Annotated in this window: 15 protein-coding genes; 5 read left to right on the top strand and 10 right to left on the bottom strand. The window is 63.5% G+C overall.

Going from position 1 to position 26,171, the window contains the following annotated elements; genetic code table 11:
• Positions 1 to 13 precede the first annotated feature (13 nt).
• Positions 14 to 1,369: an ABC transporter substrate-binding protein gene (locus JGZ97_RS12620; RefSeq protein WP_207062989.1), complete on the bottom strand. Its 1,356-nt coding sequence runs from the start codon at positions 1,367 to 1,369 to the stop codon at positions 14 to 16.
• Positions 1,370 to 1,713: 344 nt separating this feature from the next.
• Between JGZ97_RS12620 and JGZ97_RS12625 the strand changes: the two genes are divergently transcribed.
• The gene (locus JGZ97_RS12625) at positions 1,714 to 2,343 is read left to right on the top strand and encodes a histidine phosphatase family protein (protein WP_207062990.1); all 630 of its coding nucleotides are present in this window, start codon (positions 1,714 to 1,716) and stop codon (positions 2,341 to 2,343) included.
• Positions 2,344 to 2,685: 342 nt separating this feature from the next.
• Here the strand turns inward: JGZ97_RS12625 and JGZ97_RS18220 are convergent, their stop codons facing one another.
• The gene (locus JGZ97_RS18220; RefSeq protein ID WP_370584055.1) at positions 2,686 to 2,880 is read right to left on the bottom strand and encodes a CopG family transcriptional regulator; all 195 of its coding nucleotides are present in this window, start codon (positions 2,878 to 2,880) and stop codon (positions 2,686 to 2,688) included.
• 125 nt (positions 2,881 to 3,005) lie between these two features.
• Here JGZ97_RS18220 and dauA point away from each other — a divergent pair, with 125 nt between their 5' ends.
• Positions 3,006 to 4,763 (top strand): C4-dicarboxylic acid transporter DauA, encoded by a 1,758-nt coding sequence (gene dauA, locus JGZ97_RS12630; RefSeq protein ID WP_207062991.1) that lies wholly within the window; start codon positions 3,006 to 3,008, stop codon positions 4,761 to 4,763.
• A 30-nt stretch (positions 4,764 to 4,793) separates the two neighbouring features.
• Here the strand turns inward: dauA and JGZ97_RS12635 are convergent, their stop codons facing one another.
• From JGZ97_RS12635 to JGZ97_RS12645, 3 genes are read right to left on the bottom strand one after another with little or no spacing between them, the layout of a single operon-like run.
• The gene (locus JGZ97_RS12635) at positions 4,794 to 6,161 is read right to left on the bottom strand and encodes a sigma-54 dependent transcriptional regulator (RefSeq protein WP_207062992.1); all 1,368 of its coding nucleotides are present in this window, start codon (positions 6,159 to 6,161) and stop codon (positions 4,794 to 4,796) included.
• Positions 6,142 to 8,565: an ATP-binding protein gene (locus JGZ97_RS12640; protein WP_207062993.1), complete on the bottom strand. Its 2,424-nt coding sequence runs from the start codon at positions 8,563 to 8,565 to the stop codon at positions 6,142 to 6,144. Before JGZ97_RS12640 ends, JGZ97_RS12635 begins: the two co-directional genes overlap by 20 nt.
• Positions 8,565 to 9,881: an ABC transporter substrate-binding protein gene (locus tag JGZ97_RS12645; protein ID WP_207062994.1), complete on the bottom strand. Its 1,317-nt coding sequence runs from the start codon at positions 9,879 to 9,881 to the stop codon at positions 8,565 to 8,567. Before JGZ97_RS12645 ends, JGZ97_RS12640 begins: the two co-directional genes overlap by 1 nt.
• A 516-nt stretch (positions 9,882 to 10,397) precedes the next feature.
• Here JGZ97_RS12645 and JGZ97_RS12650 point away from each other — a divergent pair.
• Both JGZ97_RS12650 and JGZ97_RS12655 read left to right on the top strand, forming a co-directional pair.
• Positions 10,398 to 11,129: a response regulator gene (locus JGZ97_RS12650; protein WP_207062995.1), complete on the top strand. Its 732-nt coding sequence runs from the start codon at positions 10,398 to 10,400 to the stop codon at positions 11,127 to 11,129.
• A gap of 79 nt (positions 11,130 to 11,208) precedes the next feature.
• Positions 11,209 to 17,733 carry an AAA family ATPase gene (locus tag JGZ97_RS12655; protein WP_207062996.1) on the top strand — a complete coding sequence of 2,175 codons (6,525 nt, stop codon included), beginning with the start codon at positions 11,209 to 11,211 and terminating at the stop codon, positions 17,731 to 17,733.
• 26 nt (positions 17,734 to 17,759) lie between these two features.
• On the opposite strand, the gene JGZ97_RS12660 is transcribed toward JGZ97_RS12655, so the two are convergent.
• The 4 genes from JGZ97_RS12660 to JGZ97_RS12675 all read right to left on the bottom strand — a co-directional run bounded on the left by JGZ97_RS12660 (position 17,760) and on the right by JGZ97_RS12675 (position 22,140).
• The gene (locus JGZ97_RS12660) at positions 17,760 to 19,127 is read right to left on the bottom strand and encodes a hypothetical protein (RefSeq protein ID WP_207062997.1); all 1,368 of its coding nucleotides are present in this window, start codon (positions 19,125 to 19,127) and stop codon (positions 17,760 to 17,762) included.
• A 232-nt stretch (positions 19,128 to 19,359) separates the two neighbouring features.
• Entirely contained in the window at positions 19,360 to 20,394 is a 1,035-nt protein-coding gene (locus JGZ97_RS12665; protein ID WP_207062998.1) for a U32 family peptidase, read from the bottom strand.
• Positions 20,369 to 21,367 carry a hypothetical protein gene (locus JGZ97_RS12670; RefSeq protein ID WP_207062999.1) on the bottom strand — a complete coding sequence of 333 codons (999 nt, stop codon included), beginning with the start codon at positions 21,365 to 21,367 and terminating at the stop codon, positions 20,369 to 20,371. The genes JGZ97_RS12665 and JGZ97_RS12670 overlap by 26 nt, the downstream gene beginning before the upstream one ends.
• Positions 21,367 to 22,140 (bottom strand): S8 family serine peptidase, encoded by a 774-nt coding sequence (locus tag JGZ97_RS12675; RefSeq protein ID WP_207063000.1) that lies wholly within the window; start codon positions 22,138 to 22,140, stop codon positions 21,367 to 21,369. Before JGZ97_RS12675 ends, JGZ97_RS12670 begins: the two co-directional genes overlap by 1 nt.
• Positions 22,141 to 22,422: 282 nt before the next feature.
• Between JGZ97_RS12675 and JGZ97_RS12680 the strand changes: the two genes are divergently transcribed.
• A complete protein-coding gene (locus tag JGZ97_RS12680; protein WP_207063001.1) occupies positions 22,423 to 23,838 on the top strand; it encodes an aldehyde dehydrogenase family protein in 1,416 nt (471 codons plus the stop codon).
• A gap of 321 nt (positions 23,839 to 24,159) precedes the next feature.
• Here the strand turns inward: JGZ97_RS12680 and JGZ97_RS12685 are convergent, their stop codons facing one another.
• On the bottom strand, positions 24,160 to 25,971 hold the full coding sequence (locus tag JGZ97_RS12685; RefSeq protein WP_207063002.1) for a DUF3604 domain-containing protein: 1,812 nt from the start codon (positions 25,969 to 25,971) through the stop codon (positions 24,160 to 24,162).
• Positions 25,972 to 26,171 lie beyond the last annotated feature (200 nt).

A 26,171-nucleotide genomic window follows, 5' to 3' on the forward strand; every position in this document is an offset into this window, starting at 1 on the left:
CACGATGGCTTGCTTAGAGCAGTGCTTGCGCCTGTTCTGCTAGCGACTGGGCCTTGCGGTAATTGGCGACCACGAAGGCGTCCCAGCTGCTCTCGACCTCAGCCTGACGGCCGGTGACTTTGTCGGTGGCCTTCTTGCGCTTCTTGGTGAAGACCCCGGCAAACTCGGGATCGGCGGCCTCCGCCTCGGTGATGGGCAGCGCCGCGATCAGACCCTTGGCCTCCTGGATCAACTCTTCCGCCTTGACGTTGGACTTGCCTTCCAGCGCGGACTCGGCTTCGTAGATCGCCTCGGTGGCCGCGCGCAGGTCATCCATGCGGTAGGTCACCATCACGTCAAACAGCGAGTTGACCAGGTTGTAGCGATTCTTGGAGAGCTGTAGGTCAAACAGCAGCGTGTTGCTGAGCCGCTCGTCGGTGAAGGGGTTGGGGAACCCCGCCGGGGCCTGGGCGTAGGTCTTGGGGTTGACCGGCAGGCGACGGATCTTGGGGTCCAGCAGCAGCTGCTGACCCTTTTCGGAGAGGACGAACTCGATAAACTCGCCGGCCATTTCCGCGTTCGGCGCGTTGTTGACGATCGCGATGTTGGCGGGCACCAAGGTGGTGGCCGAGGGATAGCGGAAGTCCACCGGGAAGCCCGCGCCTTGGGACGAGAGGCCGAAGAAGTCGATCACCACCCCGATACCGAAGTTACCGCTGTTGACCCCGTCCGGCACCCCGAAGCTGCGCTCGGTGACCGACTTGAAGTTGCCCGCCATCCGCTTGAGGGTGGCCCAGCCGTCGTCCCAACCCTCGTTCTGGAGGATGGTTTCGACCGTCAGGTGCGTGGTCCCGGAGCGCGACGGGGCGGACATGCCCACGTGCTTGAAGTACACCGGCTTCTCCAGGTCCGCCCACTCGGCGGGCGCCGGCAGTTTCTTGGCCTTGAGGTAGCGCTCGTTCCACATGATGCCGTAACCGGCCGCGGCGAAGCCCTTGTAATAGCCCTCGGGGTCGTGGATCGGGAAGGAGCCGATTTTGGCGGGAATGCCGTTGACCTTGACCTCGTACTTCTGCAGCAGGCCATCGTCCTTGAGCACCTCGAACGCATCGGGTGCGGACGCCCAGAACAGGTCAGTCTTGTTGTTGCCGGCGGTTTCCTGGATGTACTTGATGCCGGCCGTGGTTTTCTTCGACAGGACCTCCAGCTCAAGGCCGGGGTGCTCTTTCTCGAACGCCTCCTTATAGACCTTGGTCAGGTCGGAAGGAAAGGAGGTCACCACCACCAGTTTGTCACCGGCGGCCAGGGCGACGCCGCTGACCGAACTGATGGCGACCGCCAGGGCGGAATAGCCGAGGGTTTTGCGGGCGTTACTGATCAGTTTTTTCATCAAACTTGCTCCTTATTATTATCGTTCATCAAACCTCTCGGCTTGACTGCACTTCTGTGGAGCAAGCGCCGTTCCAATTTGGAGCAAGGATGTTTTTTACCCGATTATCAGGTGAATAGGGTGTTTGCGAAGGCTGATGCAGGCACAAGCGAGTCACATGTGACTCATCGACGCCCCGGTTCACGGGTCACAACAGACTCACCCCGTCCGCATTGGCAAAAGAGACAACCATAATCGCCTGATATTGATGATGATTTTTAGTTATCGCCCGCTGGTTCGGTAATTGCTATGCCAGCGTAAAGGCCAGACCGCCGCTTCACCTGACCATCACAGGGAGCCGTACCATGACCACTATCCACCTTGTGCGCCACGGAGAAACCGAATGGAACCTGCAGGAGCGGCTGCAGGGCCACCGGGACTCGCCCCTCACCGGGCGGGGCATCGCGCAGGCACACCATCTAGCCGAGCGCCTGCGGGATTACCGATTCGATGCCGTGCTGTGCAGCAGCAGCGGCCGCGCCGGCCAGACAGCGGAGATCATCGTCAGCGGGCGGGACCTGCCCCCGGAGCCTCAGGACCGGCTGCGCGAACTCAACCTGGGCGTGTGGGAAGGCTGCAGCAAGCGGCAAATCCAAACCCGAGACCCGGATAACCTGTGGAATTTCTGGAACCGGCCGGATCGCTACCAGCCGCCTGCCAACGCCGAGAGCTTCGAGGCCTTTGGCCGGCGGGTCCGGCACGCGTTCAATGACATCGCCCGGCAGTACCGGGGCAGACAGGTACTGGTCGTGACCCACATGGTCTTTATCAAGACACTCTTGAGCCAGCTGGATCAGCGCCCCCTCAGTCAGCTGTGGGCGCCGCCCCAGCTGGAAAACTGCGCCCACCGAATCCTTCAGCCGCTGCCTTCAGGGGGGTGGCAAGTGACAGCCACCGACAACGAGCCCAATACCTTGATAAGGCAGACCTGCTGAGCCGGGCGATTTCTGGAAAGGAACGCGTTCTTTGATAGATACCGCTGGCACCTGAAGGTTGATAAGCGGTGGCGCTGGGTGGGGCCAGCGCGCTGCTGGTTCTGGCCCTATTTCGGGCTGCCAGCGATCACTGATTCGTAGCCAGGGGTTCGAGATAGAAAGCCAAACGCGGCCCCTTCAGCACTTTGAATCTCGTGACTCCTGCGGGCACTTAGTGATCATTACTGCCGGCACCGTCGACAGAGGGGGCAGCCGCTTAACAAGCGCCAGAGTCAGTGATGTCTGGTCAGTTAGGGGAGGCCCAGCGAGTTGCTGATGACTTTATCGCTTACTTACTCTAGCTTACTTACTGTCACTCTCGGAGTTAAACACCTCATCCCGCCAATCAGGCCCAAGTTTTTCTTCAATGTATTCGCGAATAAACCGACGAACCGTCTGAGAGGGCGTCGAGTCATCTGCTTGGCAAAGCTGCTCAAAGACCGCTTTCTTTTTGGGGTCGATTAGCAGAGTAAGTCTGGCCGTACGTTTCTCCATCATCTGCACCTCGGCATTCTATATGTTAATCATATTAACATTGAATCATATGTATGTGTGCATGTAATGTGATCTCTTTCTGTGCCAGCCTATCAGACTGATGGCTGCTTATCCGCCAGGTGCATTTCATGCCACATCGTGCTCGACTGAATAAAATGCGGCCATTCAGTGCGCTGATCGAGGTTTTGCGCGAAGGGTATCGCTTCAGCCACTTCAGTCGAGACCTGCTGGCTGGAATAACGGTGGGTATCATCGCTATTCCCCTGGCTATGGCGCTAGCCATTGCTAGTGGCGTGCCCCCTCAGTATGGGCTGTACACCGCAATCATCGCAGGCATCCTGGTCCCCCTCACTGGTGGCTCCCGATACAGCGTTTCAGGCCCGACTGCTGCGTTCGTCGTTATTTTGTACCCCGTCGCTCAGCAATATGGCCTCAGCGGCCTGCTCGTCGCATCAGTCATGGCTGGTGCCATGCTGATCCTCATGTCAATCGGGCGTTTTGGGCGCATAATCGAGTACATACCGGAATCTGTAACGCTGGGTTTTACTGCCGGCATCGCCGTGGTCATTGCTACGCTTCAGATAAACGATTTCTTCGGCCTCTCCATTGAGTCGTTTCCGGAAAGCTATTTCTCGAAACTAGATACCCTGTTTCAGCACCTGCCCGACTTCGCAGCGGGTGAGTTAACCGTTGCATGCGTAACCCTGGTAACGCTACTTGTCTGGCCCCGTTTCAAAACGCCTATACCTGCTTATCTACCCGCTGTGATCGCAGGTGTGGTGTGTTCGCTGCTGTTGGGAGCCGAACACATTGAAACCATCGGCTCTCGGTTTAGTTATGTACTTCTCTATGGCACCGAAGGCGCAGGGATACCCCCAGCATTACCGAGTTTTACTCTGCCGTGGTTGCAACCGGGCCCTGACGGACAGCCGTTGGCCTGGAGTCTTGAACTGGTTATCGACTTGCTGCCAGCGGCGTTCTCGATTGCCATGCTTGGCGCTATAGAGTCGCTGCTGTGCGCGGTGGTTCTAGATGGTATGAGCGGGAAACGGCATAACTCCAACGGCGAGCTTCTCGGTCAGGGTATTGGTAACCTTATCGCGCCGTGGTTTGGCGGCATTACCGCAACAGCCGCACTAGCCCGTTCGGCCGCCAATTTTCGCGCAGGTGCAGCATCGCCCGTCGCGGCAGTAATTCATGGTCTGGTTGTTTTGATCAGCATCCTGGTGCTTGCGCCCTGGCTGGCCTACATCCCGATGGCAACGATGGCGGCGATGCTGCTCATCGTTGCTTGGAACATGAGTGAAGCGCACAAGGGATTAGCGCTGATTCGCCAAGCCCCTCTGGGCGATATTATCGTATTCCTGACCTGCTTTAGCCTGACCGTCGTCGTCGACATGGTCGTAGCGATCAGCTTTGGTATTGTGCTGGCGGCGTTACTATTCATGCGCGACATTGCCAACATGACGCGCGTCAGTGACATCAGCGCTAACCGCAAACATGTGCCCCAGGCGCTGCCTGACGACTGGGGCGTTTACAAGATTAGTGGCCCTTTGTTCTTCGCAGCCGCTGACCGAATCTTTGATGAACTGCTGGTCGTTTCGAAAAACAAACAGCGACTCATACTCTACATGGATGCGGTACCCATCTTGGACGCAGGTGGCGTATCAGCACTGGGACGCTTTGTTGAAAAGAAACTGGCTGATGGTTGCCAGTTGTTTGTTGCAGACCTTCAGTTCCAACCTCTAAAAACGCTGGCACGGTCAGGACTCAAACCCGTCGCGGGTAAACTGATGTTCACCTCAACCTTAGCCGATGCCGTTTGGTCAGCGGGTTCTCTCACCGTGATAGAGGGCCATAGCAATATCGCGGGTCAATCGTACTGAGCGCTGGAGGCCTGCACAGGCAGGCCCAGCTCAACCGCCGACAAACCGCTCCTTGTCGATGCCAAACTTCTGCAGGCGCAAGTAGAGCTTCTTGCGGGGGATGCCCAGACGTTCGGCCGCTTCGGTCACCCGTCCCCGGGTCCGGGTCAGGGCCTCGGTGAGCAGGCGTTTTTCAAAAGATTCCATCTGCTCGGGCAGACTGCCGGGTTCCCTCTCCGGGGACTGCGTGGAGGCGTTTGGAGCGCCTGCGAGAAGCTGGGAGATGCCCAGCACGAAACGCTCCGCCTCGTGTTGCAGTTCACGCACGTTGCCCGGCCAGCGGTGGGCCAGCAACGCGGAGAGCTGCTCCGGCGCCAGGGCGGGCGCCTCCCGCTCGAGCCGTTGCGCCGACTGGCTGACGAACCAGGTAAACAGGAGGGGCACGTCGTCTAGCCTTTCCCGCAAGGACGGGACCTGGAGCAGGGCGACATTCAGCCGGTAGTAGAGGTCTTCGCGGAATTCGCCGCGGGCGGCGGCCTCGAACAGGTCGCTCTTGGTGGCGGCCACCACCCGCACGTTGACCGGAATGCTTTGATTGCCCCCCAGCCGCTCCAGGCTGCGCTCCTGCAGCACACGCAACAGTTTGATCTGCAGGTGCATGGGCATGCTTTCGAGCTCATCCAGGAACAGGGTGCCGCCGTCGGCGTATTCAATTTTGCCGATCCGCCGCTTGCTGGCGCCGGTGAAGGCGCCCGCCTCGTGGCCGAACAGCTCGCTCTCGATCACCGTTTCCGGCAGCGCACCGCAGTTCAGGGCGACAAAATGACCCTCCCGGCGTTTGCTGAAATCGTGCAGGGCCCGGGCGACCAGCTCCTTGCCGGTGCCCGTTTCGCCGTGGATCAGCACGTCGATATCGGCATCGGCGACGTTGCGGATCATCTCGCGCAGGCGGATGATGCCGGCGCTGTTGCCGATTACCCGGCTCTCCAGCGAGCTGCGCCCGGCCAGTTGGCGCTTCAGCCCCCGGTTTTCCAGCACCAGCCGTCGCGTGTTGAGGGCCCGTTTCACCTCCTCCACCAGCCGCTCGGGGGCGACCGGCTTCTCGATAAAATCGTAGGCGCCCTTGCGCACCGCCTGAATCGCCATGCTGATGTCGCCGTGGCCGGTGACCAGGATCACCGGCAATTCCCGGTCTTTCACGCACACCCGCTGCAGCAGCTCCAGGCCGTCCATGCCGGGCATCTTCACGTCGCTGATAACAACCCCGGGAAAGTCCGCGTCGATGGTCTCCAACGCGGGCTCTGCGCGGGAGAACGCTGCTACCCGAAACCCCTCCAGCTCCAGTGTCAGACGGGCGGCTTCGCGCACGTCGACCTCATCCTCGATCAATATCACTCGGTCAAAGGCCGGTGTCGTCATTCTCTGTCACTCGCTTCAAATTCAGATAGATCCGGGTACCCAGTCCCGGCTCGCTCTCCACCCTCAGCTCCCCGCCCAGGTCACGCACGATTTTGGCGGAGATGGAAAGCCCCAGCCCCAGCCCCTGACCGATCTCCTTGGTGGTGAAAAACGGATCGAACATCTTCTCCACCACCTCCGCCGGCATGCCGGTACCGCAATCGGCGATCACCAGGGATACCGTCTCTTCAGCGGGGGCCGCCTCCACCGACAGGGACGGTGAATCGCTGTTTTCCATGGCATCCAGCGCGTTGCCCACCAGGTTCACCACCACCTGCTCCAGGCGGATGGGGTCGCCCAGCACCGGGGGAATGGCTTCGCGCCCGCGCCAGCGCACCTCACACTCCATGCGCTTGAGGCGCTGCGCGAACAGGGAGAGCGCGTTGTCGACCACCTCGGCCAGAGCCACCGCCTCCAGCGCGTCCGGCGCGCGGCGGGAAAACACCTTCAGGTGGTTGATGGTGCCCGCCATTCTGTTGGCCAGGGTCTCGATTTTTCCGAGACACGCCTGCGCATCACCAATACGCTCCCGTGTGACCAGCTGGGCCGCGTTGTGGGCGCTGTAGCGAATCGCGCTCAGGGGCTGGTTCAGCTCGTGGGCGATGCCCGCGGAGAGCTCGCCGAGGGTTGCCAGCTTGTTGGTCTGGATCAGCTCCTGGTGGGCGGCCCGCAACTCGGCCTCGGTGCGCTTGCGCTCGCGCACCTCGGCCATCAGGTCCCGGGTGCGGTCGGCGATGCGCTGCTCCAGCAACTGCTGTGCCTGCTGACGCTCCGTGGCATCGACCAGGGTGAACAGGTACTTGCGCTTGCTACGCTGGTAGTAACACCGGGCCGACAGGTCCATCGGGAACAGGCTGCCGTCCTGGCGACAGCCGATGGTTTCCACGGTGGCAGCCGCTTCCGACTCGGCCAGCCGCACCGGGTCAAACGCGTTGCGGATGGCCGGTGCCAGGATCTGCCGAACGTGCCCGCTGATCAGGGCCGTCTCCTCGCTGTGCAGCAGTGAGCAGGCATTGGGGTTGATAAACTCAATCCGCCCCTCGGCATCGGCGCTGATCAGGCCGACCAGAGCGTTGTCGATAATCGCCTCCGCGTTGGCCTCCTCCACCTCCACCGCCGTGTTGCGGAATACCACCAGGGCTTCGGCCATCTGGGTGATTTCGTCGCTGCCTTTGGTGTCAATGGGGGTTTCCAGGTTGCCGGCGGCGATGGCGGCCATGCTATTGCGCAGGCTGTTGAGACGCCCTAACAGGCTGCGCCCGACGTAGAACCAGCCGACCCCGAGGGCGACGATGATCCCGAACACGACCATCATCACCAGCAGCGCCCGCCCCTGCCTGACCGATTGGTGGGCCTTGGCGGCGGCCTCCAGGGTGGCGCTCTCTGCCCGGGTGACCTGATCCGAGATGAGCGCCTTCAAACGTTGCAGCAGCGCCTTGTTCTCCTCCAGCAGTTGCTGGTTACGGTTGAGCAGCGCCAGCTCCTGCTCGCGCAGCCCCGGCAGGTTGCGGCCCGGCAGGGCGAAGGAGAGTATGTCCACCACCGCCTGGCGCAGCGACACGGTGCTGCTGATCGTCTCCAGGGCCTCCAGCCGTTGCCGGAGACGGTCCTCGACCTCGCCGAGAAACAGCAGGGTTTCCTCGATCTCGTCTTTGGACTGCTGGCTGGCCGCCCGCAGAATCAGCCCCACCGCCAGGTTGCTGTCCGCATTGAGCCCCATGAGGGTTTCCCGGGTCTTCATTTCCAGCTGAATTTCGTTGAGCGACTGCATCGGCCCGTTGAGCGAGCGGTCCACCAAATGATCAAGGGCAATACGGGTGTTGAAACGGCTGTCCTCCAGGATCGGTTCAATCTCGTCCAGAAAGGTCGCGTGGGACCAGCGCAGGGAAGCGGACAGGCGGCGGTTGCGCGCCTTGAGATCAAACCCCTCGCTGACGTTGTCGTTCAACGCCTCGAGGTTTGCCTTGATGCGCGGCAGCAGCAGTTCGACCGGCCGCCGCAACGCCGCCGGCATCTGGTTTGCGATCTGGTCCTGTTCGAACAGCGCCTGCAAGGCCAGCAGTTGCTCGTCGAGCTGGCTCCACACCTCCTCCTGCTCCCAGGGCGAACGGGCCGAGCGCAGGCGGGGGGCGGTAGAGGTAATCTGCCCGCCCACCTCCGCCAGCCTGGCCGAGGTGGTGAACAGTGGCACCTGCCGCTCACTGATGGTATCGATGCGCTCGCTGATCTCGACAAACGCCAGCCAGGCCGCGAGGGCGATAGCCAGGGTCGCCAGCAGAATGACGCCGATCACCCCGATCAGCTTCAGGCCAATCCGGCTCACCCCCCAGCCCGGGCCGCGGCCGACTGTCTGCTGCAACGGCATCAGCCCTGCTCCCGGATGGCTTTCAGCTCGGAGCGGATCCGCCCCAGGGTGCGGTTGACGTCGGCTTGCTGGATGGATGCCCAGCGCTGCCAGTGGCTCTGCTGATTGCGCTGTGCGGTCGATGTCCCGCCGCCGGGCAATGGCCGGTTGAACTTAGCCAGCAGGGCCGCGTTACTAAGCAACGACTCGTCAAAAGGCACCTCCGACAAGCGCTGTTTGACCGCCGCCAGCAGCGCTTGCAGCCGGGGCTGCCCGGCCAGCGCGGGGTCTGCCTCAAGCGCCGCCACCTCCCCCCAGGCCTGCTTGATAAACGGCAGGCGCAGAGTGATCAACTGATCGAAGAGAGCGTTGACCAGGTGGTAACGCCGCCGCGCTTCCTGCCGGTCGTACTGGAGCGTTTCCTCAAGCTGGCGCTGGTAGCTGTTCAACGGGTGTTCGGGTTGGGCTTCCAGCACGGCGGCGCGGATTGGAAAGCGGCTGATCTCAGGCTCCAGCAGCAGCGCCTGGCCCCGGTCAGAGCGCAGAAAGTCGATGTACTGACGGGCGACCCCAGGCTGCGCGCCCCCTTTCACAATCCCCGCGCTCACCGGCAGAAAGCTGGTGCCGACGGGGTAGGTCAGCTCAATTTCGGCATGTGCGGGCTGGGCTGAAAACGCGAAGAAATCGATCACTAGGCCGATACCGAAGCGCTGCTGAATAACCCCCTGCCGGACCCCGAAGCTGCGCGCCGTCACGGTCGCCAGGTTGCCCGCCAGCCGGTTCAGGTATCCCCAGCCCTGCTCCCAGCCGCGCTGCTGAAGGATGGTTTCCACCAGGACATGCGTCGTGCCTGAGCGGGTCGGGGAGCTCATGCCGATATGGTTGCGATAAACGGGATCCAGGAGCCCGTCCCAGTCAGCGGGAGCCGGCAGGTCCCGTTGCTCGAGGTAACGGCGGTTCCACATCAGGCCGTAACCCGAATAGCCGAAACTGCTGTAGGGCTGGGCCTCCCCGTTTGAAGCCGTGTAAGGCTGCAGCAACTGCTTCTCGCTGAGCAGGTCGAAGGCGTCGATGGCGCTGGCCATCACCAGGTCCGGGCGCGGCTTCAGCTGCTGCTCCAGGTGGGTCAGCACGGCGGCGGTTTTCTTGTTGATAAACCGAACCCGCACATCCGGGTGGGCCGCTTCAAAGGCCTCACCGAAGCGCTGTGAGACCGCTTCCGAAAAAGAGGTGAGGATAACCAGCGACTGGGGGGCGGCGTGGGAATGCAAGGAAACCATCAGGGTGCCGGCCAAGCCCAACCACCCTAACCATTTCGGTACTGCAGCATTAATCATTCATGTTTCCGTAAAGCTAACGCCGGTCACCCAAGGCCTTCGAAGAACGGTTCTCGAAGGCGCCTGGCGGAACCGGGCGCACGGTTTTTATTATGTAATGACCCACCCAGTCAAAGCCGGTCAACACGCCCGGTCCATACCTCGGCCACGGCTCGCAAACCCCTCGCTTTTTACAGGGTTAGGGTCCTGTGTGGGTCTAAGCCCACAATACAATCTAACGGCTGACCGTACCAAGCTTTGCGGGATTTTCCAGTGTTTTGCCGAAATCCCGCGCCCCATCAAGGCCCGAACCGTTTTCCGCACCGGCAACACTTCGAGGGCTCGGCTCCTGGCTCCTGGCTCCTGGCTCCTGGCACCTGACCAGCGCGGTGCCCGGCCATTCGAGACCCACGCATTCCACAGAGTGGAACGCCCTGCCCCGACGCACTGGCCCTGAGCGCTTGAGTCACGGCACAATGCGAGGCATGACGCCGCATCCAGGCGGCGCCAGCAAAACAATAAAAACAAGAAATTGCCATGAAAAACGAGCCTAAGGACAGTGCCCATATCCTGGTCGTCGAAGACGACTTCGCCTCCCGTTCCCTTCTGGTCGGCTACCTGGAAAACGCGGGTTACCAGGTCAGCGAAACCGACCAGGCCGACAACTTGCCGCAGCTGGTTGCGCAGCAGCAGATCGACCTGGTGTTGCTGGACATCAGTCTGCCGGGCAAGGACGGCCTCACCCTGACCCGGGAGCTGCGCGCCGGTGCCGACGTCGGCATTATCCTGGTGACCAGCAAGGGCGACGAGATCGACCGCATCGTCGGCCTGGAAATGGGCGCCGACGACTACGTCACCAAACCCTTCAATCCGCGCGAGCTGATGGTGCGCGCCAAAAACCTGCTGTGGCGCCTGCGCCGGCAGCCCGCCGCCAGCCAGCCCGCCAAGCGCACCCATGTGTGCCGCTTCGAGGGCTGGGAGCTGGATCCGCACAAGCGGCTGCTCACGTCGCCGGAACGGGTCAGCGAACGCCTGCGCGAGGGTGAGTTCAAATTGCTGCACGCCCTGATCAGCAAACCCGGCCAGGTGCTGAGCCGGGACCAGCTGATGGACGCGATCCGCGACCGCGAGTGGACCCCCACGGACCGGTCCGTGGATGTGCTGGTGGGGCGGCTCCGCCGCAAGTTACGGGACGATCCCGCGGACCCGCAGTTTATCCTTACCGCCCACGGCGCCGGCTACCTCTTTGCCGGCGAGCTGGTCCATTGATGGCGTGGCGGGCAGGCAGCCGTCCCGGGCCGGCCCCCTGACCCGCCCGGCCCATCCAGCCCGCTCAGGAGGCAACGCCGTGTTCGACCTCCCCGGCTACCGCTTTCTCAGCCAGCTGCACGCCGGGCGCAGCTTCATTATCGACCGGGGGTTGCGACTGATCGACGATCAGCCGGTCATCATCAAGCGACTTGCCCCGCACGCGCGCAGCGAAGAGAACCTCAACCGACTCCAGCACGAATACAACCTGCTGCGCGAGCTGGAAATCCCCGGGGTGGTTCAGCCCCTGGAGTATCGGGCCGAGGCGCTCGAGCCGGCGGTCGTTTTCGCCGACCCCGGCGGCGTACCCGCCAGCGAGCTGCTGCTGGCGCGACGCTGCAGCTGGCACCAGTGGTTGCCGATCGTTATCCACCTCAGCGAAACCCTCGGCCGCCTGCACCGAGCCGGTGTCATTCACCGGCAGCTCAACCCCTCCAACCTGCTCATCAACCCGGACACCCAGACCGCCACGCTGGTGAATTTCTGCCTTGCCACCGGCGCCGGCGATGAGCCCGTTACCGGCGACCTGGCCCCGTTGTCATCCAAGGGCCTGCCCTACATCGCGCCGGAACAGACCGGGCGCATCAACCGCAGTGTCGATTACCGAACCGACTTTTACAGCTTCGGCGCCACCCTCTACCAGATGCTGAGCCACGCCCCCCCCTTCAGCGCCGACGACGACCTGACCCTGCTGCACAGCCATATCGCCCGGCACCCGCTCCCCCCCCACCGGCTCAACCCGGCCCTGCCGGAGGTGCTGTCACGGATTACCCTGAAACTGCTGGCCAAGGACAACGCCCAGCGCTACCTCTCCAGTTTCGGCCTGACCCAGGACCTGCGCCACTGTTACCGCTGCTGGATGGAGACCGCCTCGATTCCGCTGTTTTCCATCGCCGCACAGGATATCTCCGAGCGCTTTGAGATTCCGCAGACCCTCTACGGGCGGGAGTCGACGATTGAACGGCTGCAGCAGCTCCTGCAACGCCGCGCACTCAGCGGACAGGGTGCCACAACCGGGCAAAGCCGGATTCTGACGGCCCAGGAGCTGGTGCTGATCAGCGGTTACGCCGGGGTCGGCAAAACCAGCCTGGTGCAGGAGATCCAGCAGAGCATTCAGCTGCACAACGGGCGCTTTGTCCGGGGCAAGTTCGACCCCTTCCCCAGCCCCTACTCCGGATTTCTGAAAGCCCTGCGCAGCCTGATTCGCCAGTTGCTCGCCGAGCCCGAAGCCCGGGTAGCCCAGTGGCGGCAAAAGCTGGACAGCACCCTGGGCACCCAGGCTCCGCTCATGGTGCAGATGCTTCCGGAGCTTGGCCTGTTGATGGGCGATGGGCAGGTGGGCGCAGGACCCAACCGCCCCGAAGACCGCCACCTGCCCGCACGCCTGTTCCGCACCCTTCTGCAGACCTTCGCCACGGCGGAGCAGCCGCTGGTCTTGCTGCTGGACGACCTGCACTGGGCCGACCAGGCTTCCCTGAACCTGATCCAGGCCCTGACCCAGGGGGGGCAACGCCCCTCGCTGCTGCTGATCGCCAGCTACCGGGACAACGAGGTGCCCGCCGACCACCCCCTGCGTTCGCTGCTGAACGCCCTGCAACGCGCCCCCGTGCAAATCACCGAGATCGAATTGCAGCCGCTGCCGCTGCCCCAGGTTACCCGCCTGGTGGCCGACACCCTATGCTGTGCGCCCTCGGCCTGCGCGGGCCTGGCGAAGATCTGCCTGGACAAGACCCAGGGTAACCCCTTTTTCCTGCGCCAGTTCCTGATTTCGCTGCATGACAGCGGCCTGATCCGCTTTACCGGCGAGCGCTGGCATTGGGACGAAGCCCAGATCCGGGAGCAGGCCATCACCGACAACGTCGTCGACCTGCTGCTGCAGAAGATGCAGCGCCTCACCCGGCAGACCCGGGACGCGCTGCAGCTGGCAGCGGGTATCGGCAGCCAGTTTGACCTGCATACCCTCGCGGTGGTCTCCGAACGCAGTCTTCAGCAGGCCGCCAAGGACCTGCTCCCGGCCCTGAAGGAAGGACTGGTGGCCCCCCTGGAAGAGCCACTTCACCTGGCTCGCGAACCGGGCTCCGGCCGCCAGGGCTATCGCTTCGCTCACGACCGGGTGCACCAGGCCGCCTACGCCCTGGTCGCCGCGGACCAGCGCCAGACCCTGCACCTGCAGATCGCCCGCATGATGCAACAGAACCTCAACCGGGCGGAAAGCGACAACCGTACCTTCGAAATCACCAACCACTTCAACCTGGCCCGGTCACTGCTCAGCACCCACGGCGAACGGCTGCAGCTGGCTCACCTCAACCTCAAGGCCGGACGCCGCGCCCGCGACGCGGCCGCTTTCGACGCGGCCTCCGATTACCTGCAACGGGGCCTCGACCAGCTTCCCCAGGGGGGCTGGCGCAGCCACTACGCTCTCACCCTCGAACTTCACCACGCGGCGATAGAAGTGGCCTACATTCGGGGAGACTATGCGGCCTTGGAGCCCCTCGCCGCCGAGGTGCTGAGCCAGGCCGTGGACCTGCTCGATCAGGTGCCGGTCTACGAAGTCCGCATTCAGTCCCAGGTGGCCCGCAACCAGTTCAGTGCCGCACTGGAGACGGCCCTCACCGTGCTGCGGCTGCTGGGAGTCGATCTTCCGGAGTCTCCCTCCAGACAGCGCACCGGGGCGGGCGTTATGAAAATCCGCTGGCTGCTCCGGCGTCACCCGCCAACGGCGATCCTGGGCGCGGCACGGATGAAAGACAGGCGCATGCTCGCCGCCACCTCCATCCTGGTGAGCATGTTCGGGGCCATCAAGTTCTCCAGCTCGGCCCTCAGAACCCTGGTCATGGCCAAACAGGTGGAGTTATGCCTGCGTCATGGCCTCACCCCGGTCTCGGCCCAGGTCTTCGCGGGTTACGCCGGCGTACTCTGCGGCCGGGTCAAGACCGTCGAGCAGGGTTACGCCCTGGGACAGCTGGCGTTGCAGCTCGACCAGCGCGAGCCGTCGCCCTCCCGCCACCAACGCACCCTGTACCTGTTCGACACCTACGTCCGCCACTGGAAGGAGCCGCTGCGTGCCAGCTGCGAGTCGCTCCTGCGTGGATACCGGCTCGCGGCAGACAACGGAGACATGGAGTGGGGCGCCTACTGCCTGGCCGCCCACATCCAGTTTGCCTTCCTGCAGGGGGGGGACCTGTCCGGGCTCCAGCAGCGCTTCGACGAACACGTAAAGTGGCTGCGACGCTCGGGACAGAAGCAATCGGTCCAGTACTCCCTGTTTACCCTGCAGGTGATCGATAACCTGCGTTACCCACGCCCTCACCCCACCTGGCTGGACGGCAAGTACTACCAGGAAGACTTCATGATGGCCGAGCACCGGGCAGGAAACCACAGGACCGCCATCTGCCTGCACCACTTCTACAAGGCACTGCTGGGCTACCTATTCGGGGAAATTGACGCGGCGGTCGCCCACTGTGACGCGGCGCGCCCCTACCTGCCCTACATTGGCGGCACCTACACCTTCGCCTTTCACCCGTTTCTCGACGGCCTGTGCCGCCTCGCGCAGCTGCCCGGGTTGCCTCCCCGGCAGCGCGGACCCGCCCTGCGCCGAGTACGCAAAGGCATTCGCCAACTGAACAACTGGGCGCGCCACTGCCCCCACAACCACCGCCACCACCTGGTGCTGCTGCAGGCCGAGCTTGACGCCGCCCGCGGACGGGGAGCGGCCGCCATCGACCGCTATGACGAGGCCATCGCCCTGGCAAGAGACAACGGGTTTCCCCTCGTTGAAGCACTGGCCAACGAACGCGCCGGGGTGTATCACCTGCACAAAGACCGCACCGCCGTTGCTGCCGCTTACCTGAACGAAGCCCGGCGCTGTTACCGGCAGCTCGGCGCCGAAGCCAAACGCGAACAGCTCGAAGACGCCCACCCCGCGGTCTTTGTCCCGGATCCCATGGGGGCTGCCCACGCGCGAGCCGCCCACTCGGAACGACAGCCCCCTCACAGCGCCCCCTTGGGCTTTACCAACCAGACCATCGACATCGCCTCGGTGGTCAAGGCGTCACAGGCCATCTCCGATGAAATCGTGCTCGAACGCCTGCTGGCTCGGCTGATGAAACTGGTGATTGAGAACGTGGGCGCCCAACGCGCGCTGCTGGTGCTCAAGCGAGACCAGCGCCTGTGGCTTGAAGCCGAAGCCGAGGTGGACGGCGAGGTGAGGTTTTTCTCCGGCCAGTCACTGCACACCAGTGACCGGCTGCCGGTCAGCCTCGTCCAGTACGTGGCCCGTACCCAGGAAACCCTGCTGCTGGATGATTCGCGTCACCAGGATATGTTGATGCAGGACAGCTACATCAAGCAGCAACGCCCCTGCTCCCTGCTTTGCGCGCCGGTTGTCTACCAGGGCAACCTCAGCGCCGTGCTCTACCTGGAAAACAACGACAACCGCGACGTGTTTCAGGCCCAGCGAGTGCAGATCCTGCATGTGCTGCTCGCCCAGGCCGCGATCTCCATTGAAAACGCCACCCTCTACCAGAGCCTGACGCAGTCAGAGCAGGAGTTCCGCTCCCTGTTTGAAAACGCCATTGAGGGCATTTTCCGCTCCAGCCTTGAGGGCCGTTTCATCTCCGTCAACCCGGCCCTGGCTGCACTTCTGGGTTACGACTCGGCGCCGCAGTTTCTCACCGCCATCAAGGATATCGGCCAACAGTGCTTTGCCGACCAGAACGACCTGCGCCAGCTGCGGGCGGCCCTGACCCGGGACCGGCGGGTACGCAATTTCGAAACCCGCTGGTCCCGCATCGACGGATCGCCCGTTTATGTTTCGCTGTCGATTCGAAGCGTCCTGGACGACGGCGGCGCCCTGCGTTACTACGAGGGCTCGGTGACCGATATCAGCGAGCGGCGGGCCAGGGACGAGGCCGAGCTGGCCCAGAAGGCCGCGCACCTGGCGCGGGAAAAGGCCGAGGCGGCCAACCAGGCCAAATCCCAGTTTCTGGCCACCATGAGCCACGAGATCCGCACCCCCATGAACGGCATCCTGGGGATGGCCCAGCTGCTCAAGCGGGGCGCCTTATCCGAAGAACAGCGGGCCCAGGTTGACACCCTGCAGCAGTCGGGTCAGGCCCTGCTGGGCATTCTCAACGACGTGCTGGATCTCGCCAAAATTGAATCCGGCCAGCTGGAGCTGGAGAACGCCCCCTTCCACCTGGACGACTGGCTGGACGAAGTCGACACCATCCTCAGCCCCCTGGCAGCGGCCAAAGGGCTGGCGTTCAGCCTCGACAGGCCAACCGAGCCCATTCCCCCGGTCACCGGGGACCGGCGCAGCCTGAACCAGATCCTGATGAACCTGGGCACGAACGCGATCAAGTTCACCGAGCAGGGCGGCATTCACCTGCGGGTGCGATTCCAGCAGATACACGCGGGGCGGCTCGGGTTGCAGGTCACGGTGGCGGACAGCGGTATCGGCATTCCAGAAAGCGTCCGGGGCCGGATCTTTCAGGACTTCTCCCAGGCCGACTCCTCCATCACCCGCCGTTACGGGGGCACAGGGCTCGGACTTTCGATCTGCAGGCAACTGGTCGAGCTGCACCAGGGACGCATCGGCTATGAAAGCCAGGTCGGCAAAGGCAGCCGCTTCTGGTTTGAGATCGATTACCCGACCTGCGACCCCGCCCTGTGTAACCAACCAACGCCCCCTGCTCAAGATTACGCTCAGGAGCCGGTGCGACCCCTGCGGGTGCTGCTGGTGGAGGATACCCAGATCAACCAGCAAGTCGCCAAGGCGCTGCTGGCCGTGGATGGCCACCGGGTATGGACTGCCGCCGACGGCCACCAGGCCCTGGCCCTGCATCGCAACCAGACGTTCGACCTGGTGCTGATGGATATTCACCTGCCGGGTATGGACGGCATGGAGACCACCCGCGCCCTGCGCCAGCACCCGGATCCACACAAGGCCGCCATACCGGTGATCGCCCTCACCGCCAGCATGACCACTGACGAGGTCAAGGCATACCGGGCGGCCGGTATCGACCGGGTGCTGGGAAAGCCGCTGCTTCTGGACGCGCTGCGCCAGGTTCTTAACGCTGCGCTGCCGCCGCAACCGGCCTCCGGCGTCCCGCCAGAGCCCCCGGTGACAGCGCCGCTGTTATCGCAAACATCACAGCCCTCACAGCCAGCACAGTTGCCGCGGCGCCGGGCGTCAGCCGGGGAACCGGAGCAGTCCCTGATCGACCAGGCGCTGCTGGCCCAGCATCGCAATACCCTGGGTGCGGAAAAATTCGAGGCGCTGCTCGCCACCCTGGACCGCCAGTGCCAGGAACTCTTTAGCGGGCTGGATAGCGCCCTGGCGGCCAACGATCGCGCTGGGCTCTGCGGCCTGGCCCACAAACTGGCCGGTGCCGGCGCCAACTTCGGACTGCGGGCCCTGGCAGAACGTTGCAAGGAGATCGAAGCGAGCGCTTCAAATGCAAAAACCTCCCGGCTGGCCGAAAAAATCAGCCAGGCCCGGGAGGTGTACCGGACAAGCCGGGCGCAGCTGGAGCGGGCAGGCGCGCTTACCGCCGAGGCTTAGGCCGCCTGCCCCTTCCTGCAGGGAGATCAGAACGGAACGATGGCGATTACCTGGGCGTAGGTATTGGTGTCGTCGTTGCCGATCTGGGTGCCGCCCTCGGCGGCACTGTTGTCGGGGCTGTAGAAGCCCACCAGCGGGCTGATGATCAGGTGGTCAGCGGCCACCCACTCGGCATAGAAGTTGATCTCCTGGCCGTCGAGGGCCCCGCTGCCGCCTGCCGTCTCATCGAACTGGAAGAACAGAGCCCCCAGGGTCAGGGTTTCACTGGGCGCGAGTTTCAGCCCCAGGTGGTGGACCTGGGCATCACTGTTGAACGGACCGGCATAGTTGGCCGCCACCTCGCCCTGGAACCAGGTTCCATAACCCCGGTTGAAGCCGAAGAAGAGCGGATCAAAATCCTCGTCGAAGTCGCTGTAACGGTAAGTGATGCCGGGCGACCAGGGCAGGTCGGCGAAGGTCCAGCCGGCCTCCAGGTAATAGGCGTTGGCATCGCGACGGCTGTTATCACCCTGACTCTGGTCCACGAACTGAGCGGAGAGAAACAGGTTCTCGATCCCGGCACTGCCCTGGGCGCGCACACTCCAGGTCTCCTGCCCGTCCCGGTGCTCCAGCCCCAGGATGGCCGCGCTGTCGGCATCCACGTCCAGCCCTTCGATATAGGTCAGCGCCAGGGTGGCAGCAGGCCCGACATACTCCAGGTTGATCCCGGCCAGCTCCATCTGGGCCTGGGCCAGGTTATCCGATTCGAGCCAGAAGAGGTCCGAGCGCAATCCCTCGGCGCCGCCCACGCGCACCACCGCAGTCTTGTCAAATGCCTTGCGCGCCGCCAGCCAGTAGGCGCCGCCGCGGTCAAAATCCGGCGAAACGCCAAGGTCCTTGAACCCTTCGCCCAGATTCAGCGCATCGCCGTTGATCAGGAAACCATCCCCGAGGGTCACGTTCTGGCGTCCCACGGAAACCTCGAAGCCGTTCTCCCCCAGCCCCGGGATGAGATTGCCCGAGCGCCATCCGACATAGAGGTCCTCAACGTCGGTCTCATCCTCGTCACCGCTGGTGAATCCGGCCGCGTCGCCGTCGCCCCGGGTGAGGCTGGTCAGCAGGCTGGCGGCACCGAACAGCTCGCCGCCGGTCGACCCGAGTGATGCAGAACCGCTCAACCCGTACTTGGCGTACCCCTCCTGCCAACTGACGCTGCCTTCACTGCTCCTCAGCAGGGCATAGCTCTCGTCGCTGTGGAACGCACCGACGATGGCCTCAAAGTCAAAGTTCAGCTGGCTGCCACCCTCGTCGTACAGGGGCAGCGCCTGGGCCGATGAGGCCCCCAGCCCCGTCGTAGCCGCCACTGCGGCGCCAAAAAGGAGACTTGAGCCTCGATTCACTCGTTTCTTGTTCATTGCTAGACCGTCCTGATAAGGCTGATTTTTCGGACGCCGCCAAACCGCGAGCCGGGCTCGCGCCAGAATGCGTCGGAGCGGGGTCAAGGAGTCGGCCAAGAAATTACCGGCCGCCCACGAATAGTTCCGAAGCCAGTCTAAGCAAGGGCCGTTGATAAAATTCGCGGGGGTTGTGCAAAGCTGTGGGGGATTTGTAACAGGTTGTGAGACCGCCGCCCGGCCATGAACACGGCTAGCCGGTGCGGGCGATCACCCTGGAAGCCCGTTGCCGCAGGACCTCGGGGTAGTAGCACATGTAACCACTGGCGCATTGCCGCTCGCTGGGGCGCAGGGCCTGGGCGTAATCCATCAGCCGCGCGGGATCTCGGTCAGCGGCCATCCGGTCCAGCGTCCGGCGCACCAGCTCCACGCTTTTCTCCTTGCGGGTCAGGGGGGCGTCGCGGCCGGCGATCTTCACCGCCGTCACGCCGGCTTCCCGAAGCGCCGGCAGCGCGCACAGGCCACAGGGGCCGAAGGGATAGCCAGCATCGGTCACGGAAAAGCCGCAGCCGAAGCGGTACCAGAGCCACTTGAGGTAACGCTGGTCATTGTGCGCCAGCGCCTCGGTCTCGCTCGGGCTGAGATCGGCGCGATCCATGCGCGCATAGGTGTAGCTGTAACGGTCCATGCAGATGGCCCCGCCCAGATTGCGAGGCAGATGAATGCTGTGACAGACCCCTTCCTCGAACACACAGCCATCGTTGAGAACGAAGGCCTCGTATTCAAGGTCAGGCACCGCCTTGGTCAGCCTGCCAATCTCCTTGAGGGTCATGTCCCGGGGAAAGATAACCCGGGTCGCCCCCAGCTCCTGGTAAAAACGGGCAGTTTCAGCGTTGCGACAGCTGGCGATCGAGCTCAGGTGCAGGCCGAACCCGAACCCCTCGCTGCCGATGCACCCCAACAGAACCGGGTCGCCGACGATCACCGCATCCCCGCCCAGGCGGTCAAACGCCCGGGCCAGCTCCAGCAGGCAGTCGAGCTGTTCTGCCGTGTAGTGCTGCGCGTTCATCACCAGGGAAATGCGTTTGCCCAGGGCACGGCACTGCGTCACCGCTGCCTCCAGGTCCGCCTCCTGAGAGAGGTTGCTGAACGCGCGGCGACTGACCGCCGAGGTGCCGAAGCGCTTCATCCAGGCCCCGGGCACCACGCTGCAGTAGAATTCATCGGCGCCGGCCGCCGCCAGGGGCAGGATCTCCTCGAGCTTACTGAGCGGGGCAACGATGTTCATTCCAGTCTCCTGCAAACACCAAGCGCTGAACCTGTCCCTGCTCCAGGGCTTCCCGGAGCGGGGCTTCCATTGCCGCTGAATAACGGTAGAACTGGGTATTGCCACGCTGGAACTCCACCAGCCCCGGCTCCCCGCTTCGGGGCCGCGCCAGGCGGGTCACGTAGCTTAGGCACTCTTTCTCACACCCGTGCCCGGCGACGAACTTCCCTTGATCGGGCTGGTTCAGCGAGCCGATACGGCACATCCGCCCCTTGACCACGTAGGCATACGGAAGGTGGACTGAGAGCGCAAACGCCCCTACCTGAAACTGCTCCGGTCCGATGAACGGGGGGAGGTCCATCTCGATCTGCGCCACATCAAAACCCTTCAACAGCTGCTGAAACGGGGCCGAGCGCCCGCCGTGAGGGTGCAGCCGGCTCCACTGGGCCGAGGGCATCCGCGGGTCCTTGATCATCTTGTAGAGCTGGCGCCCCAGCACCGGACGCAAGCCGGGGTAGGCAGTTCTGAGCAGGCGCAGCCCGCCCCAGTCGTTGACCACCACCTCGCAGCCCTCCTCCAGAATCGACAGCAGCGGCCGCAGGCGCTTGAGCCCGCTGTCGGTCAACAAGGGCGTGACCAGGGTGATCCCGGCGTCCAGCGCCCGCAGCGCCGCATAAGCGGAGCGCAATGCCGCAGGCGTCGGCAGCAGCCGCTCACAGAATTCATTGCCCAGGTAAACGCGCGTGACCCGCAAATTCGGATAGTCCCCGGACAACGGGGGCTCTTTCCACCCCAGCCGCTCCAGACAATCCGCCAGCCGCGGCCTGGGGCCCAAGTCATCCAGGCGCGTCAGCATTCCGAGATCGGTCAGGGAGAGGCAGGTTTGAACGGAACCCCCAGCAGTGTCTGCCCGGGCTTCGCGGCTCTGCACTTCGCCTTCCTTACGAGTTGACGACAAGGCCCGTTGCGGCCCGCTCGCGACAGGGTAAACCATCAGCTCGGCTCTCCTGCAATCTGACCTGCATCCTGCCAGACCAGACGTCGCGCGAGCGGCACCGGCTCGAAATGTCGGGCAACGCCCCGGTAGGTAGCCCTGGCCGCCAGCCAGCGATGCAGCCCCTCGGGCCCCTCGCCGGTCTTATTAGTGGTCTCGTTGAAGCTCTCGTTAAAGGCCTCGTTGAAGTAGCGGGCGACCTGGCCGGTAAGGTACGCCGTGGCGACGCTGGCCCCCACCACCGCGCGCTCCCCGGCGCGGACACAGGCGCCGTAATCGGCCCGGGATGCGTCCAGCTGCGAGAACTCCCCAGCGGCGCAGCGCACATCGCCGGTCACGGCGATCACCCCAGGATAGGCGGCCGGAAAGACGCTTGGCCCCACCGCCGGTGCGGCACTCACCAGGACCACGCCGGCCGCGAGCGCCCGTTGGCAGGCCTCGGCCAGCGGCGCCCGGTCGGCGTGCAGGCCAAAGCTCATGTTGACCACCCGCGCCCCCTGCGCCACCAGCCAGTCAAGGCCGGCCGCCGCCTGCATCGGTGACGTCGCCAGCTTATCGACAAACACCTGGGCGACCAGAAAGCGCGCCTCGGGAATTTGGCAGGCGATAACCCGGGCCAGGGCCGATCCGTGTCCAAGGCGATCGGGGCCGGCGGCCACCGCCCGCACCTCCCCCGCATCGGTTTTGACAAACGCCCGGGCCGCAACCACCTGCGCTGCCAGGGCCGGATTCACACCCGAGTCCAGGATGCCGATCAGAGGAGAAGCTTTCATCCGTGTTTGCATCCGTTCACCCCCCGCTCCGGTTAACATTTTTTCTTCGATCTTTCCCCAGGACCAGCGCAAGAATCAAGCAGGGTTACAACTTATTACAACTGCGCACAACTGATTACACGGCCCCCTGAGGTTGTTTACATCCTCTCCGCTAACCTGCACTCACCCTCGCCGCCAGGAGGCCCTCGGGTCGTCGGCAAAGGATCGAACTCGGGCCGGATCGGGGGTCGGGACGAGGCCCGAAAGGCCCACTTCCATTCGCCAGTTATCAAAGGAATTCACATGAGCCGACAGTACAACTTAATCATCGGCGGGCAGGCCATCGCCGGCGCCCGCGGCCACTTTGACGTGCTTAACCCGGCCACCGAACAGGTCGTCGCCCAGTGTCCCCAGGCGTCCATGGACCAGCTTGACCAGGCCGTCGAGGCGGCGCAGGCCGCCTTCGAGCAATGGAAGCTCAGCTCCCACGCCGAGCGCCAGCGGGTGATTGCCGCCATCGCCGATCGGCTGGAAGAACGTGCCGGCGAACTGGCCGACATCATCGTCCAGGAGCAGGGCAAACCGCGCTTTCTGGCCGAGGCCGAGGTCGGTGGAGCCGTCGCCTGGACCCGGGCCACCGCCGAGCTGGAGCTTCCGGTGGAGGTTCTCGAAGACAGCTATGCCAAGCGGATCGAAATGCACCGCAAGCCCCTGGGTGTGGTGGGTTCAATTACCCCCTGGAACTGGCCGCTGATGATCGCCGTCTGGCATATCATTCCCGCGCTGCGCGCCGGCAATGCCGTGGTCTGCAAGCCTTCTGGACTGACCCCGCTGAACACCCTGATGCTGGGAGAGATCATCAACGAAGTGGCACCGCCCGGCCTGGTCAATGTCATTTGTGCCGAATCACGGATCGGTGCCGCCATGAGCGAGCACCCGGGTATTAACAAAATCGTGTTCACCGGCTCCACCCCCACCGGCCAGTCGATCATGAGCGCCGCCGCCGGCAACCTGAAACGCCTGACCCTGGAGCTGGGGGGCAATGACGCCGCCATCGTTCTGCCGGACGCGGACATCGACGCCAGCGCCATGGCGATCTTCCAGACGGCTTTCCTCAACATGGGACAGACCTGCGCCGCCCTTAAGCGACTCTATGTGCACGACTCCCAGTACGATGCGCTGTGTCAGAAACTCGCGGACATCGCCCGGGAGCAGACTCTGGGCAACGGCGCCGATGCCGGGGTGACCTTCGGTCCGGTGCAGAACCGGGCGCAACTGGAACTGGTCACGGAGCTGGTTGAGGACGCCCGCAAACAGGGTGCCCAGGTACTGAGCGGCGGCTCGCCCCTGGACGGTCCCGGCTACTTCTACCCCCCCACCATTGTCCGGGATATCGAGGACGGCACCCGGCTGGTGGACGAAGAGCAGTTCGGCCCGGTACTACCGGTCATCCGCTACCAGGACGTGGAGGACGCCGTACGCCGGGCCAACGCCAACAGCAACGGCCTGGGCGGTTCGGTCTGGTCCACGGATATCGAACAAGCCCAACGCATCGCCGCGCGCCTGGAGTGCGGCTCGGTCTGGATCAACAACCACGCCGACATCGTGCCCCATGCGCCTTTTGGCGGCTGCAAGATGTCGGGTTTTGGCACCGAGTTCGGCCAGGAGGGGTTGCTGGAGTACACCTATCCCCAGGTGATCCATATCAACAAGGAGTAGTCGGGCGGTTTCCCGCCGACACTCACCCTTTTGATCGTTTCTCATGAGCTTCGGAGCCCCTCGGGGCTCCTTTTTTTTAGGGGCCGCGAAGAGTGGAAAACACCACGCCAAGGCGCTGAGTCTGCAGGCAGTTGGGGATAACAGAGGAGCTCGGTAATTTGCGATCACCCGGCATCCTCCCCATCAACCCGGCGATTGTCAAAGAACTGGGCCGTCTAGACTAGGGGCTGGACAGGCTTCGTCAAAACGACTCAGCGACAGGAGTCGCCCCAAACTGGACACTGCGGACGCCTGTCCCTTAAATCGGCTTTCAATGGACCATCACTGCGGGACGTACCAGATCGGCGAGGACCACGCACGCTCCTGGATCGAGGTGGGCAGCCCCTCCGGCACTTCGACGCCGAGTTTCGCTGCGTCGTAGGTGGACCAACGCGGCGTCGGAATCTGCAGGACGCGCGCGTAGTACATCGCCGGCTCGGAGGGGTCGAAATCGGGGTCTGTCCAGACCGCCATCAGCTGGACCGCACCGATCTCATTTGTGTAGGTCGCCGCCGACACGTCGACGGTGTTACCGACCGGCTTGCTGCCGTCGGTCCTGTCGTCCGACAGCGCGACGTCAAAAATTTCCTCCATCTGCTCGCCGTTCTCGACCCAGCCCTTCACGATCTGGATGCGGTCAAGGTTTGCGCCATCGGCCTCCTTCATCGCCGCGACGAGGAACGTCGGCGCACCACCCTCGGGCGCGGCAGGCAAATCGCCGCCCATCGGCACGCCACGATCATAGGCGACCTGCAGCCAGTCGGCACCGTCCATCACGCCGTCAGCGTAGTCAAAACCGCCAAACATCCGCACCTTCAGGCGCGGGCCGGACGTGGCGAAGGTCTCCTTGCGCATCATCGCATCGAAGATTGCCTCGCGCGTGTTCGATTCCGCCCAGACGCCGGCAACCCCGCCGCTGCTGAACTCGCGGACTTGCCGGGCCCCGGCCTCGCTGACGCCCTGCGGGCCTTCGAGGCGATGTTCAGGGTTGTTCTCGAAGCCGAACTTCCCGGTGTAATTATCCTCCTCGATCGCCGCGGCAGAGTTGTGCGTATCGCTGTCGCCAATAAAGCCGTATTTAAAAGGGTTACCGTTGCCCTTAACCTCCAGCGCCATGCCCCGGATCAGCGCCTCGCGCATGTACCCGCCGACCTTGTTCTCCGGAGGCGTCGCGGTTGAGGCCAGCGTATAATCCCAGATTTCGAAATTGGCGAACTCGTCGTTGGGCGACAGCACCGGCAACGTCTCGGACGTGCCTTTGATCTGCGTCAGTTCGTAAAGCGGCTCGTTTCGCATCCGCGTCTCGGCATAAGCGCTGTCTATGTCGCTACCGCCGTAGGAGGTTCCGATTGGAAACATGAGCCCGTCACTGGCATTGCCGTTATGGGGAACGGCGAGAAGCTCGGCTCCTTTCTCGCGCTGCAGGTCCATCCAGGCCCAGAGATCCTCCTCCCGGTCAGACTCGATTGCCGAGAACGCTCGATCGGAAATGTTCTCGGTGTCGCGAAAGATCACCACCCGGTGGAGGTTGCGCCACCCGGGGTTCGAGGTCCATTCAAACCCCGCGAACGTGGTGAACGCACCCGGATCATAGTGCTGATCGGCAATGTCGATGATCTGTTCCCAGGCATCCTTCAGGAGTTCAGGATCGCCGAGGATCGGATCGTTCCTGCGGTTTGAAATTCCGTCGAGAATCTCGGTGTAGGCCGCGAAGGAGGCCTCCGGATCGTCGCCACTGATCGCGCCTGCCAGCGGATGCTCACTGACCGGACTCTCCGGGTCGGCCATGAGTCGCACCGCCCCAAGGTATTCTGCGTGATCCCCCACGGCATACCAGTCGAGCGGACGAAGGATCTGCAGATCCGGGCCGCTGTCGCCCCCGGGTATGGCCTCACCCTTCGCCCATCGGTAGGCTTCGTCGGGTCCGGCGACGGCACCGTTGATGTTTGCATCAAACGACCATGCGGTGTGGACGTGCAGGTTCCCGAAATAGGCCTGGCGCAGCGGATTAGGTTGGACGTCCTGTGCGGCCTGTGCGGCCGCGACCCCGCCTGCGAAGAGCGCAAAGATCGATGCGGCTAGTATGCGAAACATAGCAGAGCTCCCGATGATTCTGTGGGCAGGTTCAGTTCTACTGCGCAAGAACCAGCAGGCCATGCTTTTTTGCTGTTCGAACGGTCGGCGACCCCCGCGTTCGCGACTGGCACCCGCTCAGCGGTGCATGCCTAATCAAAGGCTAGGCTTGTTCTCTGTGAAATTCCATTCCTAGCTCGCGCTGCAAGTTTGCTTCGGCG

This window comes from Motiliproteus sp. SC1-56 (assembly GCF_017309075.1).
Lineage (GTDB): Bacteria > Pseudomonadota > Gammaproteobacteria > Pseudomonadales > Balneatricaceae > Motiliproteus.